Source organism: Roseateles sp. T103 (assembly GCF_057219915.1).
Window position 1 is genome coordinate 748,799 of sequence record NZ_JBXVVS010000001.1, and the last position, 15,200, is coordinate 763,998.

At 64.7% G+C, this 15,200-nt stretch carries 13 protein-coding genes; all 13 read left to right on the plus strand.

Annotated features, from left to right (window positions below; all coding sequences use genetic code 11):
- From AC2EBS_RS03295 to AC2EBS_RS03355, 13 genes are read left to right on the plus strand one after another with little or no spacing between them, the layout of a single operon-like run.
- Complete coding sequence (locus AC2EBS_RS03295; RefSeq protein WP_484726944.1) at positions 1 to 1,176, plus strand: TIGR03088 family PEP-CTERM/XrtA system glycosyltransferase; 1,176 nt, start codon at positions 1 to 3, stop codon at positions 1,174 to 1,176.
- 2 nt (positions 1,177 to 1,178) lie between these two features.
- The gene (locus tag AC2EBS_RS03300; RefSeq protein ID WP_484726945.1) at positions 1,179 to 3,149 is read left to right on the plus strand and encodes an XrtA/PEP-CTERM system amidotransferase; all 1,971 of its coding nucleotides are present in this window, start codon (positions 1,179 to 1,181) and stop codon (positions 3,147 to 3,149) included.
- A gap of 2 nt (positions 3,150 to 3,151) precedes the next feature.
- Positions 3,152 to 4,375, plus strand: a complete 1,224-nt coding sequence (locus tag AC2EBS_RS03305; RefSeq protein WP_484727554.1) for a TIGR04063 family PEP-CTERM/XrtA system glycosyltransferase — start codon at positions 3,152 to 3,154, stop codon at positions 4,373 to 4,375.
- Complete coding sequence (locus tag AC2EBS_RS03310; protein WP_484726946.1) at positions 4,372 to 5,478, plus strand: glycosyltransferase family 4 protein; 1,107 nt, start codon at positions 4,372 to 4,374, stop codon at positions 5,476 to 5,478. The genes AC2EBS_RS03305 and AC2EBS_RS03310 overlap by 4 nt, the downstream gene beginning before the upstream one ends.
- Positions 5,479 to 5,526: 48 nt before the next feature.
- Positions 5,527 to 6,870, plus strand: coding sequence for a phenylacetate--CoA ligase family protein (locus tag AC2EBS_RS03315; protein ID WP_484726947.1), 1,344 nt, complete (start codon positions 5,527 to 5,529; stop codon positions 6,868 to 6,870).
- An 11-nt stretch (positions 6,871 to 6,881) separates the two neighbouring features.
- Entirely contained in the window at positions 6,882 to 8,207 is a 1,326-nt protein-coding gene (locus AC2EBS_RS03320) for a putative O-glycosylation ligase, exosortase A system-associated (protein ID WP_484726948.1), read from the plus strand.
- The gene (locus tag AC2EBS_RS03325; RefSeq protein WP_484726949.1) at positions 8,204 to 9,196 is read left to right on the plus strand and encodes a polysaccharide deacetylase family protein; all 993 of its coding nucleotides are present in this window, start codon (positions 8,204 to 8,206) and stop codon (positions 9,194 to 9,196) included. Before AC2EBS_RS03320 ends, AC2EBS_RS03325 begins: the two co-directional genes overlap by 4 nt.
- Before the next feature lie 41 nt (positions 9,197 to 9,237).
- Entirely contained in the window at positions 9,238 to 10,380 is a 1,143-nt protein-coding gene (locus AC2EBS_RS03330) for a glycosyltransferase (RefSeq protein ID WP_484726950.1), read from the plus strand.
- Positions 10,381 to 10,392: 12 nt separating this feature from the next.
- Positions 10,393 to 12,210: a hypothetical protein gene (locus AC2EBS_RS03335; protein ID WP_484726951.1), complete on the plus strand. Its 1,818-nt coding sequence runs from the start codon at positions 10,393 to 10,395 to the stop codon at positions 12,208 to 12,210.
- Positions 12,207 to 12,812 carry an arsenate reductase/protein-tyrosine-phosphatase family protein gene (locus tag AC2EBS_RS03340; RefSeq protein WP_484726952.1) on the plus strand — a complete coding sequence of 202 codons (606 nt, stop codon included), beginning with the start codon at positions 12,207 to 12,209 and terminating at the stop codon, positions 12,810 to 12,812. The genes AC2EBS_RS03335 and AC2EBS_RS03340 overlap by 4 nt, the downstream gene beginning before the upstream one ends.
- A gap of 5 nt (positions 12,813 to 12,817) precedes the next feature.
- Positions 12,818 to 13,771, plus strand: a complete 954-nt coding sequence (locus AC2EBS_RS03345; protein ID WP_484726953.1) for a polysaccharide deacetylase family protein — start codon at positions 12,818 to 12,820, stop codon at positions 13,769 to 13,771.
- Between the two features lie 19 nt (positions 13,772 to 13,790).
- Positions 13,791 to 14,219 carry a GtrA family protein gene (locus AC2EBS_RS03350; protein WP_484726954.1) on the plus strand — a complete coding sequence of 143 codons (429 nt, stop codon included), beginning with the start codon at positions 13,791 to 13,793 and terminating at the stop codon, positions 14,217 to 14,219.
- On the plus strand, positions 14,220 to 15,197 hold the full coding sequence (locus AC2EBS_RS03355) for a glycosyltransferase family 2 protein (protein ID WP_484726955.1): 978 nt from the start codon (positions 14,220 to 14,222) through the stop codon (positions 15,195 to 15,197).
- The last annotated feature ends 3 nt before the right edge of the window (positions 15,198 to 15,200 follow it).

Below are 15,200 nucleotides of genomic sequence, written 5' to 3' on the forward strand. Positions count from 1 at the left end.
ATGAGCGAGGATCTCCGCCCGCTGATCTTGCACGTCGTGTATCGCTTCGATACCGGCGGGCTGGAGAACGGGGTGGTGAACCTGATCAACCACATGGACCCGCGCGCCTACCGGCATGCCGTGCTGGCGCTGACCGAAATCACCGATTTCAAGCAGCGCATCAAGTTGCCGGACGTGCAGTTCTTTGCGCTGCACAAGGCGCCGGGCCACGGCTTCTGGCTCTACCCCAAGCTGTACCGCCTGCTGCGCGAGCTGAAGCCAGCGGTGGTGCACACCCGGAATCTGGCGGCGTTGGAGGTGGTCGTGCCGGCCTGGGCTGCGGGCGTGCCGGTGCGCGTGCATGGCGAGCATGGCCGCGACGGCAACGATATCGCTGGCACGCGACGTAGCTATCAATTGATGCGGCGTGCGTACGGTGTCTTCGTGCAGCGATTTGTTGCGCTGTCCGGCGAGCTGGCGGACTACCTGGTTCATCGCGTGGGGATTGCTCACGAGCGCATCGTTCAAGTCTGTAACGGTGTGGACACGCAGCGCTTCAACGTGGTCGCGCAGCGTGCACCGATTGCCGGCTGTCCTTTCAGTGGAGACGAACTGGTGCTGTTCGGCACGGTCGGCCGTATGCAGCCTGTCAAGGACCAGGCGAATCTAGCGCAGGCCTTCGCGCGCGCGCTGGAATTGCGTCCCGACCTGCGTGCCCATGCCCGGCTGTTGATGGCCGGCGATGGTCCGCAGATGTCACGGGTGCGCGGTTTGCTCGTCGAGGCCGGCGTCGATGCGCTGTGCTGGCTGCCGGGCGAACGGCGCGACATTCCCGACTTCCTGCGCGGGCTTGACGTCTTCGTGCTGCCATCGCTCAGCGAGGGCATTGCCAATACCATTCTTGAGGCGATGGCCTGCGGTCTTCCGGTGCTTGCGACCCGCGTCGGCGGCAACGCCGAGCTGGTGGAGGAGGGCGTCACCGGCAAGCTCGTGCCGGCGGCGGACCCCGACGCGATGGCGCAGGAGATGATCCGCCTGGCCGACGAGGCACTGCTGCGGCGGGAGATGGGCCGCGCCGGGCGCCGCCGTGTCGAGCAGCGCTTCAGCATGGAAGCGATGGTTGGTGCCTATCAGTCGCTATATGACGAGCTGACGGGGCGCGCCGAATCCGCGCGTGTGGCGCTGAGGGGGAACTGAAGATGTGCGGCATCACAGGCATCGTCGATACTCGAAGCGTTCGCGAGATCGACGCCGTGCAGTTGCGGCGCATGAACGACTCGCAATGGCATCGCGGGCCGGACGAGGGCTCGGTGCACCTTGAGCCCGGCGTCGGTTTCGGCCATCGCCGCCTGTCCATCATCGACATCGCCACCGGCCAGCAGCCGCTGTTCAACGAGGACGGCTCGGTCGTCGTGGTCTTCAACGGCGAGATCTACAACTACCAGTCGCTGATCCCGGAACTGCAGGCCCTGGGTCATGTGTTCCACACCAAGAGCGACACCGAGGTGATCGTCCATGCCTGGGAATCCTGGGGCGAGGACTGCGTGCAGCGCTTCCGCGGCATGTTTGCCTTCGCGCTGTGGGATCGCAACCAGCAGACCTTGTTCATGGCGCGTGACCGGCTGGGTGTGAAGCCCATGCACTATGCGGTGCTCGACGACGGCACGCTGCTCTTCGGCTCGGAACTGAAGTCCTTGCTGGCCTATCGTGATGCGCGCGGTGGCATGAGCCGCGAGCTCGACCCGCTGGCGGTTGAGGAGTACTTTGCGCTGGGCTATGTGGCCGAGCCGCGCAGCATCTTCAAGCAGGCCCGCAAGCTGGAGCCGGGCTACAGCCTGTGCATACGCCGCGGCCAACCGGTGCCGGCGCCGCGACGCTACTGGGATGTGCGCTTCACGCTGGATCGACAGATCGGTGTCGAGGAGGCCTGCGCCGAACTGCGCGAGCGCCTGGCCGAATCGGTGCGCCTGCGCATGATTGCCGAGGTGCCGCTGGGCGCCTTCCTCTCCGGCGGCGTGGACTCCAGTGCCGTGGTGGCGACCATGGCGGGCCTGTCAGCTGCGCCGGTGAACACCTGCTCGATCGCCTTCGACGACCCGAAGTTCAACGAGTCTGAGTTCGCCCAGCTCGTGGCCGATCGCTACAAGACCAATCATCGCGTCGAGACGGTGCGCAGCGACGATTTCGATCTGATCGATCGCTTGGCGCGGCTTTACGACGAACCCTATGCCGACAGCTCGGCGATCCCGACCTACCGCGTCTGCGAGCTAGCGCGCAAGCATGTCACCGTGGCCTTGTCGGGCGATGGCGGCGACGAGAGCTTCGGCGGCTACCGTCGCTATCGCACGCATCTGGCGGAGGAGCGGCGCCGTGCCGCCTTGCCTGCTGCGTTGCGCGAGCCGCTGTTCGGGCTGCTGGGGCGTCTCTATCCCGAGGCGGCCTGGGCGCCTCGCGTCCTGCGGGCCAAGTCCACCTTCGAGGGCTTGGCCAGAAATTCGGTCGAAGCGTATTTCCACGAGGTGTCCATCTTGCGTGGCGCGATGCGCCGTCAACTCTTCAGCCCGACGCTCAAACGTGCTGTGGGCGGATATGACGCGCTGCAGGTGTTCGAGCGTCACGCCGCCCAGGCGCAGACGGACGATCCGCTGGCGCTGATCCAGTACCTGGACCTGAAGACCTATCTGGTCGGCGACATCAACACCAAGGTGGACCGGGCCAGCATGGCGCATTCGCTGGAGGTGCGCGAGCCGCTGATGGACCATGAACTGGTCGAATGGCTTGCCACGCTGCCTTCCGAACTGAAGATCCGTGGGCAGGAGGGCAAGTTTCTCTTCAAGAAGGCGATGGAGCCCAGCCTGCCCGATGAGGTGCTGTACCGGCCGAAGATGGGATTTGCCGTACCGCTGGCCCGTTGGTTCCGCGGTCCGCTGAAGCAACGCGTTCGCGACGCAGTGCTGGGCGAGCGGCTGGCCGCCACTGGATGGTTCGAGCCAAGGTACCTGCGCCAGTTGGTCGACGGTCATCAGTCTGGCGCGCAGGACTACAGTGCCTCGCTGTGGACGCTGATGATGTTCGAATCCTTCCTGCGGCAGGTCGTCGATGGTGACGATGCCGTGCCTTCGCCCGCCGCTCCTGTGCCTGCCGTCGAGGAGGCGGCTTCTCTGACATGAACCTGCGTGTTCTCCATGTGCTGGATCACTCGATCCCGCTGCACAGCGGCTATACCTTCCGCACCCTGTCCCTGCTGCGCGAGCAGCGCAAGCTGGGCTGGGAGACGCATCACATCACCAGCCCCAAGCATGGCGCCGGCCTGATGGGCAAGGGCGCCGACATGCTGGAGGAGACAGTCGATGGTTGGCACTTCTTCCGTACGCCGGTACCGCAGGGCGGCCGAGCGCTGCCTGGCCTGGGCGAACTGAAGCTGATGCGCCAGCTCGAGGCGCGGCTGCAGGCCGTCGCGGAGCAGGTCCGCCCGCAGATCATCCATGCACATTCGCCGGTGCTCAACGCGCTGCCGGCGATCAAGGTGGCGCGGCGGTTGGGCATCCCGGTGGTCTACGAGGTGCGCGCGTTCTGGGAGGACGCCGCGGTCGACCATGGCACCACCACCGAAGGCAGCCTGCGCTACCGCATGACGCGCGCGATGGAGACGCATGCGCTCAAGCGGGTCGACCATGTGTTCACCATCTGCGAAGGGCTGCGCAGCGACATCGTCGCGCGTGGCATCCCCGCTGAGAAGGTCACCGTGATTCCCAATGCTGTGGACATCGAGTCCTTCGAGCCCGGCGGCCAGCCGGACGAGGCGCTGAAGGCCCAGCTGGGCCTGACGGGCTGCACGGTGCTGGGCTTCATCGGCTCTTTCTATGCCTACGAAGGACTGGACCTGCTGCTCGACGCGCTGCCGCGCATCGTCGCCCAGCGGCCGGACGTGCGCGTGCTGCTGGTCGGCGGCGGCCCGCAGGATGCGGCGCTGAAAGCCCAGGCCCAGCGCCTGGGCCTGCAGGACAAGATCGTGTTCACCGGCCGTGTGCCGCATGCCGAGGTGAATCGCTACTACGACCTAGTGGACGTGCTGGTCTATCCGCGCCATTCGATGCGCCTGACCGAGCTGGTTACGCCGCTGAAGCCGCTGGAGGCGATGGCGCAGGGGCGCATCCTCGTTGCCTCCGATGTCGGTGGCCACAAGGAGCTGATCCGCCATGGCGAGACCGGCATGCTGTTCAAGGCCGGCAGCGATGAGGCCCTGGCGGGGGCCGTGCTTGCGCTGCTCGGCCAACCTGGACTCTGGTCGCAGCTGCGCTCCCAAGGGCGCCGCTTCGTCGAAGCGGAACGCAACTGGGCAGCCTCTGTCGCGAACTATCCGGCTGTCTACGAGGCGCTGACGGGGCGTCGATGACCGAAGCGGCGGGGCAACTGCAGGGTTTGCGGCTGGCGCTCGTCGGCCCCTTGCCGCCGCCGGCTGGCGGTATGGCGAACCAGGTGCGCCAGTTGGCCGAACTGCTCGCGCAGTCAGGTGCGCGCGTCGATGTGGTACAGACCAATGCACCCTACCGCCCGGGCTGGCTAGGGGGTATTCCGGTGCTTCGCGCGATGGCGCGCCTGCTGCCCTATCTGCTTGCCTTGTGGCGGGCCGCGGGGCGCTGCGAACTGATGCACGTGTTGGCCAATTCCGGCTGGTCCTGGCACCTGTTTGCCGCGCCGGCGATCTGGATAGGGCGACTGCGCGGCCGTCCGGTGCTGGTCAACTACCACGGCGGCGAGGCGCAGCGCTTCCTGGCGCACTCACGAGCATTTGTTGGCCCGAGCCTCGACCGCGCTGCGGTGCTCACCGTGCCTTCGCCGTTTCTGCAGCGCGTGTTTCTCGCGCAAGGGTGGCGCTCGCAGATTGTGCCTAATGTGGTGGACCTGACGCTGTTCAAGCCACGCAGCCCGGATTCCTTCGATGCCAGTCGACCTCACTTGGTCGTATTGCGCAACCTCGAGCCGGTGTACGACAACGCCAGTGCGCTGCGAGCCTTCGCGCTTGTGCGTCAACGGCATCCCGGCGCACGCCTGAGCATTGCCGGCTCTGGTCCCGAGAAGGGGGCGCTCCTTGCTCTTGCAGAAGAACTCGAGCTCGGCGAAAGCGTGAGTTTTTGCGGTCGCCTCGACCGAGAAGGCATTGCCCGTCTCCTTGCCGATGCCGATATCAGTCTGAATCCCAGTCTGGTGGACAACACGCCGGTGTCGGTGTTGGAATCGCTCGCCGCTGGCGTGCCGGTGGTGACTACCGATGTCGGGGGCGTACCGGATCTGGTGCAGCATGAAGTGTCGGCGCTGCTCGTGCCGCCTGCAGACCCGGCGGCAATGGCAGACGCGATTGCCCGGCTGCTTCTAGATCAGGTCTTGCGCCAGCGCCTGCGCGATGGAGGTCTGGCCGTCGTTGGCGACTACAGCTGGACGTCTGTCGCACCGCGACTTGCGCAGTGCTACGGCGATGCGTTGGCGACGACCCGCTGAGGGTAGGCGCAAAGAAAAGAAACGACAAGGCTTCAAGCAGTTCTTGGCATGTACACCCAACTGGTTTCAGGCGTTCTCTTCCCGCTGCACGAGCGGCTCAAGCACCACGACAGCGTCGCGGTGCGCAAGAGCCTGGAGAGCAGCCAATGGCTGGGCCGCGCCGAGCTCGAAGCGCTGCAGCTGCGGAGGCTCAATGCGCTGCTGGCAGACGTCGGACAGCATGTGCCGTACTACCGCGATCTCTTCAAGTCGCTTGGCCTGCCGGCGCAGGGCCTGCGCAGCCTGAGCGAGCTGCAGCAGCTGCCGTTTCTGACCAAGGCGGTGATCCGCGCCAATACCGAGGCGCTGAAGAGCGAGCGGGCGCAGGGCCTGGCCCGATTCAACACCGGCGGCTCCTCCGGCGAGCCGCTGATCTTCTTCATCGGCAAGGAGCGCGTCTCGCACGATGTGGCGGCCAAGTGGCGCGCCACCCGCTGGTGGGGCGTAGACATCGGCGACCCGGAGATGGTGGTCTGGGGTTCGCCGATCGAGCTGGGCAAGCAGGACCGCATCAAGGCCTGGCGCGACAAGCTGCTGCGCACCGAGCTGCTACCCGCCTTCGAGATGAGCGAGACGAAGCTGGACGGCTTCGTCGCCACGATCCGCCGCAAGCGTCCGCGCATGCTGTTCGGCTATCCGTCCGCGCTGTCGCACATCGCGCGGCATGCCAAGGCCCGTGGCCAGCGCATGGACGATCTCGGCATCAAGGTGGCCTTCGTCACCTCGGAGCGGCTCTATGACGAGCAGCGCGCGCAGATCAGCGAGGTCTTCGGCTGCCCGGTGGCCAACGGCTATGGCGGGCGCGATGCCGGCTTCATCGCGCACGAGTGCCCCTCCGGTGGCATGCACATCACTGCGGAGGACGTGATCGTCGAGCTGGTGGATCGCGACGGAGCGCCGGTGCCCACGGGGCAGCCCGGCGAGATCGTCGTCACACACCTGGCCACACGCGACTTCCCCTTCATCCGCTACCGCACCGGCGACGTGGCGGTGATGGACGATCGCGCCTGTGCCTGCGGTCGAGGACTGCCCATGCTCAAGGAGATCCAGGGCCGCACCACCGACTTCGTGGTTGCCGCCGACGGCACGGTGATGCACGGCCTGGCGCTGATCTACATCCTGCGCGACCTGCCGGGCCTGGCTTCCTTCAAGGTCATCCAGCACAGCCGCTCTCGCACCGAGGTGCTGCTGGTGCCGGAGCCCGGCTTCGACCGCGCGCGGGGACAATCGGTCATCGTCGAGGGCTTCCGCCGCCGCCTTGGGACCGAGGTAGAAGTCGAGGTCGGCTTCGTCGAGACCATCCCGGCCGAGAAGTCGGGCAAGTTCCGCTACATCGTCAGTCACGTCAGCTGAGGCAAACGTCGATGCGCGATATCGCCCTTGTACTCATCGTAGGTGTAGCCTGCCTGATCGCGCTGCGGCGCCCCTGGGTGGGCGTGCTGCTGTGGACTTGGCTGAGCATCATGAATCCACATCGATTCACTTGGGGCTTTGCCTACAGCGCGCCGCTGGCCGCGGCCGCAGCTCTCGCAACGCTCATCGGGCTGTTTTTGACGAGGGAGAAGGAGTCGCCCTTCAAGGGGCCGCCGGTCTGGGCCTTCTTCGTATTCTGCGTGGTGCTGACTGTCTCTTGGCTGGTTGGTCTCGACCCGGCGCGGGACTATGGGCAGTGGGACAAGGTCATGAAGATCAACCTAATGATCTTTGTCGCTTTGGCCGTGATCCGCAGTCGCGATCACATTCAATTGCTCATGTGGGTGGTTGTGATGTCGCTGGCGCTTCTTGGTACCAAGGGTGGACTCTTCACCTTGATCCATGCGGGTGCCTATCGCGTGTGGGGCCCGCCGGGTTCATTCATTCAGGACAACAACGAGTTTGCACTGGCACTGGTGATGACGGTGCCGCTGCTGCGCTTTCTTCACCTCCAGGTCAAGAATGTCTGGCTCAAGCGGCTCCTGCTGCTGATGATGATTCTCTGTGCAGTGTCGGCGCTGGGTAGCCATTCGCGCGGCGCCTTGCTGGCGATCATCGCGATGGCAGCTTTCCTGTGGCTCAAAGGAAAGAACAAGCTGCGCACGGCATTGGTGCTCGTTGTCGCTGGCGCGGTGATGATCACCTTCATGCCTGACGAATGGACGGCTCGCATGCAGACGATCGACAACTACCAGGAGGACCGCTCGGCGATGGGTCGCATCAGCGCTTGGTGGGCTGCGTGGAACATCGCCTGGCACTATCCGCTCGGCGTGGGCTTCAATCCTGCACGTCCAGATCTGTTTGCCCGCTTCTCGCCGTATCCGGACTATGTGCACGCTGCACACAGCATCTATTTCCAGGCACTTGGAAACCACGGCTTCCCCGGGCTGTTTGCCTTTCTCGCCATCTGGTTGGCAACCTGGCGTAGCGCTTCCTGGATCCTGCGCGAGGCACCCAAGCACGCCCAAGCGCGCTGGTGTGTCGACCTCGCTGCGATGTGCCAGGTTTCGCTGGTCGCCTATGCGGTCGGCGGCGCATTCCTCAGCCTCGCCTACTTCGATCTGCCTTACAACATCATGGTGCTGGTGGTTGCCACCCGGTTCTGGCTGCAGCGCAAGCGCTGGCAGACGGAAACCGACGTGGTGCCGCGATGGATGCGAATTCTCGGCATCGAGGCGACGAGCACGACCTTGTCGAATCAAAGGCCTGCCAAATGATCGTCGCGCCGCTGATCAAGGCGATGTTTCCTGCGGGCCGCGATGCGCGCCTGAGCATCCTCATCTTCCATCGCGTGGTGCCGCGTCCCGATCCGTTGTTCCCGGATGAAATCGATGCCGAGCGTTTCGATCGTGTGTGCTCGTGGCTGAGTCGCTGGTTCAGAGTGCTGCCATTGGATCGTGCCGTTGATGCGCTGCGCGCAGGGACCTTGCCCGACCGAGCGGTGGCGATCACCTTTGACGATGGCTATGCGGACAACCACGACGTTGCGCTGCCCATCCTGAAGCGTCATGGCCTGAACGCGACCTTCTTCGTCTCGACTGGCTTCCTCGATGGTGGACGCATGTGGAACGATACGGTGATCGAGGCCGTGCGCCATTGCAGCCAGAAGATGCTGGATCTGGACGGTTTGCCCGACGGCTGGTCGCTGGGTCGGCATGCGCTGGACGACAGCCACGCCCGTCGCCAGGCCATCGATGCCGTGATCGGGCAGATCAAGTACTGCGAGCCACCGCAGCGGCTTGCGCTTGCTGAGGCTGTGGCCGAGCGAGCCGGGGTAGTCCCGCCTGACGACCTGATGATGACGTCGGCGCAAGTGCTGGCCCTGCGGCGCGCAGGCATGCTGATCGGTGCTCACACCGTCAGCCATCCGATCCTGGCGAGACTGGACGATCAGAGTGCAAGAGCCGAGATCCTCGAAGGCAAGCAGGCGCTCGAGCGGCTGTTGGGGGAATCGGTGACTCTGTTCGCTTACCCGAACGGGCGGCCCGATGAGGACTACGACGCCCGTATCCTGGACCTCACGCGCTCGCTGGGTTTCGAGGCGGCAGTGTCGACATCCTGGGGCGCCTCCGCTGCGGGCAAGACCGATCTGTTCCAGCTGCCTCGCTTCACGCCCTGGGACCGCAGTGCGTGGCGCTTCGTGCTGCGTTTGTGGCGCAACACGAGCGCGCCGGTCCGCTGTGTTGTGCCGAGTCTCGCCACTTGAACTTGCAGATATCGAAAAGAACTCTTATGTCAGGGAATCCAATGCTGCATACCCCCGCTGACTCCGCCGGCATCGCCGGCCGCCCCTCGGCAGGCTGCGAGTTGTCGATCGTCGTGCCGACATACAAGGAGAAGGACAATGTGCGCGAGCTGGTTCGCCGCATCGACGCCGCATTGCCGGGGCGCAACTGGGAGGTGATCTTCGTCGATGACGATTCGCCTGACGGTACCGCCGACGAAGTGCGTGCGCTCTCGGCAGAGGACCGTCGCGTGCGTTGCCTGCAGCGCATCGGCCGGCGCGGACTGTCATCGGCTTGTGTGGAAGGCATGCTTGCCAGCAGCGCGCCTTATGTGGCCGTCATGGATGCCGATCTGCAGCACGACGAGCGCATCCTGCCGCAGATGCTGGCGAGCCTCGAGGGCGAGGATTTGGACATCGTGGTGGGAAGCCGCTATGTGGATGGTGGAGGCCTGGGTGAATGGGATGAAAGCCGAGCAGCAATTAGCCGGTTTGCGACGCGCCTGAGTCACCTGGTGGTTCCCGCTAGCCTGAAAGATCCGATGAGCGGCTTCTTCATGCTCCGGCGCTCGGTGCTTCACGGTAGCGTACGCAGGCTTTCGGCGCTGGGGTTCAAGATCCTCGTCGACCTGTTCGCATCCGCTCCTGAGCCGCTGCGATTCAAGGAGATTCCGTACACCTTCCGCAACCGGCTTGCCGGAGAGAGCAAGCTGGACAACCAGGTGGCGTGGGACTACCTCATGCTGCTGCTTGACAAGCTGATCGGCCACATCGTGCCGGTCCGTTTCGTGGCCTTCGGCCTGATCGGTGGCCTTGGCGTGTTCGTGCACATGGCGCTGCTCACGGCCGTCTTCAAGGGCGGCTACGCTGACTTCACGACCGGCCAAGTGATTGCGACCTCAGTGGCGATGGTCTTCAACTTTTTCGTCAACAACCTCATCACCTACAGGGACCAGCAATTGAAGGGCAGGGCCTGGCTGTTCGGTCTGTTGTCTTTCATGCTGGTCTGCAGTGTCGGCGCCGTCGCCAACGTCGGTGTTGCACATTACCTTTTCAGTCGTGATGGCGGCTGGGTGCTGGCTGCGATCGCCGGCATCCTTGTCGGCGCCGTCTGGAACTATGCAGTGACCTCGGTCTACACCTGGGGCAAAGGCAAGCGCAAGTGAACGTACGTCGCGATGAGCATGCTTGAGCCGGGTTTGAACGACGTGAGGGGAAGGCACGAGGCGCTGCGAGTGCTTGGCATGCTGCTTGTGGCCGCATTGGTGTTCCACGTGCCGCATCTAGTGCTGCAACTCGCTGATACCAATAACGACTTCTACCTGCATCACTTCTGGGTGAAGGACTTTGCCGAGGCCCTGCTCGGCGGCGATGCGTATCCGCGCTGGGCACGGCATGCGCGCTTCGAGATGGGCGAGCCGGTATTCCTGTATTACTCGCCGCTGTACTACTTCGCGACTTCGGGGCTGATCGCGCTCGGTGCCTCTGCCTGGACTTCAATGCAAGTCCTGGAGGTGTCCGCGAGCTTCCTGCTGGGCTGGACGGTCTACCTGGGGCTGGCACATCACACCAGGGGATGGATTGCCGCACTGGCAGCGCTGGCGTCGATGTTCAGCCCGTTCCTGGTGGGCATCAGCTACAAGTTCAATGGCTTCCCCTGGGCCGTGGCCATCTGCAGCTTCGGCCTGCTCTTCTGGGCTGTGCTGCGCCCCTTGCGTCGGGGAATTGACGCTTGGGCTGCCCTGGCTATCGCACTGCTGACTCTGCTTCACACAGTCAGTGGCTTGATGGCGATGCTGTACTTCAGTGTCGCCCATGGTCTGGTGGCACTGAGCGACTGGCGCCATCAAGGGCCTGCAGTGGCTCTGCGTCGTCTGGCGGCCTGGCTTGTCACCGTGGCGCTGGGCCTTGCGCTGAGCGCTGCCTACCTCGTGCCCGCACTTGGCTCCATGGGCCTGATCTCCTCGCAGGTCTGGACCCAGGCCTATCTGCCTTGGCACAGCTTCGCGTTCCCGACCTGGACCGCGACACGTTACGGCATGAACTGGCCTGCCTTTCAGTGGCCCGTGGCACTGCAGAGCGCCGTCGTGCTGCTGGTGCCAGCGTTCTACTTCTGGCGTTCGCGTCGCAGCCTGACAGTCGAACAGGCCCGGCCTGTCCTGCTGTTGGCGGGCGTCGGATTGGGCGCGCTGTTCTTGTCGAGCGAACTTGCCTATCCGCTGTGGCTGCTCGATACGCCCATTCGGAAGATCCAGTACCCCTGGCGCAGCCTGGTTCTTGTGGGCCTGCCGGGATTGCTGCTGCTGGCGCTGATGGCAGAAGTCCTGTTGCGACGCACTGGTCGTGCGAACCGTGCAGCCTTGCTGCCGCTGAGTCTGCTGGGTGTGAGCCTGGCGATGGGAGTCGCTTCGCTCTACAAGGCCGGCGTGGCCGATGCGCGCCCCTTGCATTCGAGTCTGTCGCAGGGGGAGTTCAGCTTCGGTGAGTTCCGCTCCGCCTTTCTGCAAGGGCGCGACTGTCTCTCGCTAGGCAAGCGCAAGACCGATTGTGTCGAGGAGTACAGGGTCGCAGCCGGTTACGTCGGACTTCCGGAGTACCAGACTCCGGCAGCAAAGCCGCTTGCAGCGGAGGTAGCCCGACGGGGCATCGCCGCGCAATGTCTTGGCCTGGGAGCCCGCTGCGGCCCATTGCCGGCTAGCGGCAATGAGTCCTATGTCTGGCAAGTCAGCGCAGGCAGCCCGCTGCAGCTGGTCCTGCCAGTCTTCGACTTTCCTGCTTGGCAGCTGCGTGCAGACGGTGCTGTCCTTGCGCATGCTGTCGATGCGAGCACAGGGCTGATCAAGCTGTCGCTGCCCGCAGGCGAGCATCGACTGAGCCTGGTCTGGCAGCGATTGCCCCAGGAGCGCTGGGGCGCCGGGGTCAGCTTGGCGGCGCTGGCGCTGCTGATCGTGCTGGCCTGGCGTCAGCGCTCACCGGCTGCCGTGGAGCGCGCATGAGCACCCACGGATCCTCAGCGGTGCAGCGACTGATGCAGGGCACCCGCACCAATCACGGCACGGCGCGTGGCTGGGTGCGCAGCCTGCTCGGTGAGCTTGAATACCTGAGTGGCCGTCTCGACGCGCACCTGGAGCCGGAGTCGTCGTCGACACGCCGCCTGGTCTTCGTCTGCCTGGGCAACATCAACCGCAGCGCATTCGGCGAGGGCGTGGCCCGCCAGCTCGGTGTGCGGACCAGCTCGCTGGGGCTGTCGACGACGACCGGTGCGCCGGCCTTTCACAAGGCCGTCGAGACAGCCGCCCGGTTTGGTGTGGACCTGAGCCGGCATGCGGCGACCGACATTTCCGACTACAGCTATCAGGAGGGCGATCTGCTCCTCGCCATGGAGGTGCGGCACTTGCGGCGCCTCGTGGCTCAAGGCATCCCGGCTCGATCGATCGTACTGCTCGGTCACTGGGCCACGCCGCGCCGCGTGCATCTGCACGATCCGCACACCTTGGGCGACGAGTACTTCAGGACCTGTTTCACGCTCATCCACTCGGCCACGCTCAACCTCGTCCATACGCTCAAGTCGGGAGGCAGTCCGTGTCTGAGCGAATGAGAGTGGTGCTTTCTTTCGATACCGAGATCTGGTGCCGAGGCTGGGACCGGCTCGACGCTGACTTCCCCTGGAGCTTTCAGCGCTATGTGTACGGGGACTCCAGCGAGAACGGCTATGCCTTGCCCAAGACGCTGGAGATCCTCAATCGCAACGGTCTGAAGGGTGTCTTCTTCGTCGAGCCCCTTTTTGCGATGCGCTTTGGCCGTCAGCACCTGCGCACCATCGTGCAGCTGATCCTGGACGCCGGCCAGGAGGTGCAACTCCATCTGCATCCGGAGTGGGTCGACGAAAGCCCGGTGCCGCTGATCGCGGATTGCGAGCGCAAGCGCCAGCACCTGTGCCACTACACGCTGGAGGAGCAAATCCGCCTGATCGAGCATGGCCGTCAGATGCTTCAGGAGGCGGGTGCGCCAACCCCGACCGTGTTTCGTGCCGGCAGCTATGCCGCCGATGGTTCGACCCTGCAGGCGCTGCGTCACCTCGGCTTCGAAGCGGATAGCAGCCTCAATCGCTGCTACGACATCAGCCTGGCGTCGCTGGGCGATGATCGTGCGAGGGCAACTGACTTCGATGCCGAAGGGCTGCGCGAGTTTCCGATCGCCGTCTTCCGTGACGGCCGCGGCCGACTCAGGCCCGCGCAGGTCGGCGCCTGCAGTTTCAGCGAGCTGCGCTCTGCGCTGGAGCAGGCCAGGCAACTGTCGTGGTCCAGCTTCGTCATCGTCTCGCACAACTTCGAGATGCTCAAACCGGACTCGACGGCGCCAGACGCCGTGGTCGTGCGACGCTTTGAGGCCCTGTGTCGCTTCCTTGCGCAATCCCGGGCAAGCCTGGAAACAGGCTCCTTCCCGTCGCTTGTGTCGCAGCATCCGAGTGCGCCTGTGCCCGTTGGCATGCCTGCGGTATCGCTTGGCGCCACGCTGGCCCGCTATGCCGGTCAAGCCCTGCGGCGCCTCAACTAGCACGAATAGGGGCTGTTCCTTGACCGCATTGCACCGCCTGCTCTCGACACTCGCCGGGCACTCCTTCGTGCGCTACCTGGGCGTGGGGGCGTCGCTGTTCCTGCTCGACTTGCTGGTTTTCCTTGTGCTGGTGCAGGGGCTCAATGCGTCAACGGTTCTGGCCCAGTTCGTCGCTCGGGCAACTGGCGCGGCTGCCGGCTTCCTCGGGCATCGCTACGTGACCTTCCGGCAGTCTCTTGACGCACCCAGGCATGGCGTGGCCGGCCAAGGGGGGCGTTATGCTGCGGTCGCCCTGCTGACCTTCCTGGTGTCGCCGTGGGTGGTTGTGGCCATGCTCAAAGTGGTGGGCGGTCATCTGATCGTGGCAAAGGTGCTCGCCGAGGTGGTGCTCGTGCTGCTGACCTATGCCGCAATGCGCATTGTCTTTCGCAGACGGGAGCAGAGTTGAATGGATCCAGTGCTTTCCATCGTTGTGCCGGCCTACAACGAGGCCGAGGGCCTGCCTCGCTTGTTCGATCGCTTGAATCGCATCGTCGCGCCGCTGGTCCGCAGCTACGAGTTGGTGATCGTCAACGACGGCTCCGCTGATGCCACCGAGCAGGTGCTGGAACGCATGTCTGCGGACCACCCGGAGCTGGTTGCCGTCAATCTTGCGCGCAACTTCGGCAAGGAAGCGGCCATGGCTGCCGGCCTTGCTGTGGCGCGAGGTCAGGCGATCGTGTTCATCGATGCCGACCTGCAGCACCCGCCCGAGCTGATCGTAGAGATGCTGCAGGCCTGGCGCGATGGTTTCGATGTCGTCAATGCCACCAAGCGCCGGCGCTCTGCCGAATCGGCGCTCTACCGTGCCGCAGCTGGCCTGTTCAATCGCATCATGAGCCGTGCCGTGGGGCACGACATGGAAGGCGCCAGCGACTTCAAGCTGATCGATCGCCAGGTGGCGGATGTGCTGCTGGCCTGTCCCGAGCGCAAGCGCTTCTTCCGGGGTCTGGTGACGTGGGTCGGATTCCGCGTCAAGAACCTTGAGTTCGACGTGCAGGAGCGCGAGGTCGGCATGACCAAGTGGTCCGGCATGTCGCTGCTGCGCTACTCGATCAACAACATGCTGGCCTTCTCGTCGCTGCCGCTGAGGCTGGTGGCCTACACCGGCTTTGCGGTCGCCGCACTGGGCTTCGTGCTGCTGATCCAGACGCTGGTGCGCTACATGCTGGGTACCGCCGCCATAGGCTTCACCACGGTCATCGCCGTGCAGATCCTGCTGGGCGGCATGATCCTGCTGGCGCTGGGCGTGATTGCCGTCTACCTCTCCAACATCTACGACGAGCAGAAGGCGCGTCCCGTCTTCATCATTCGTCAGCCGCGTCCGCCGGCGGCGCAAAGCCCGGCCGAAGAGCCGGCAGTGCGCGCTTTCGAAAGGTCCCACTGAGCC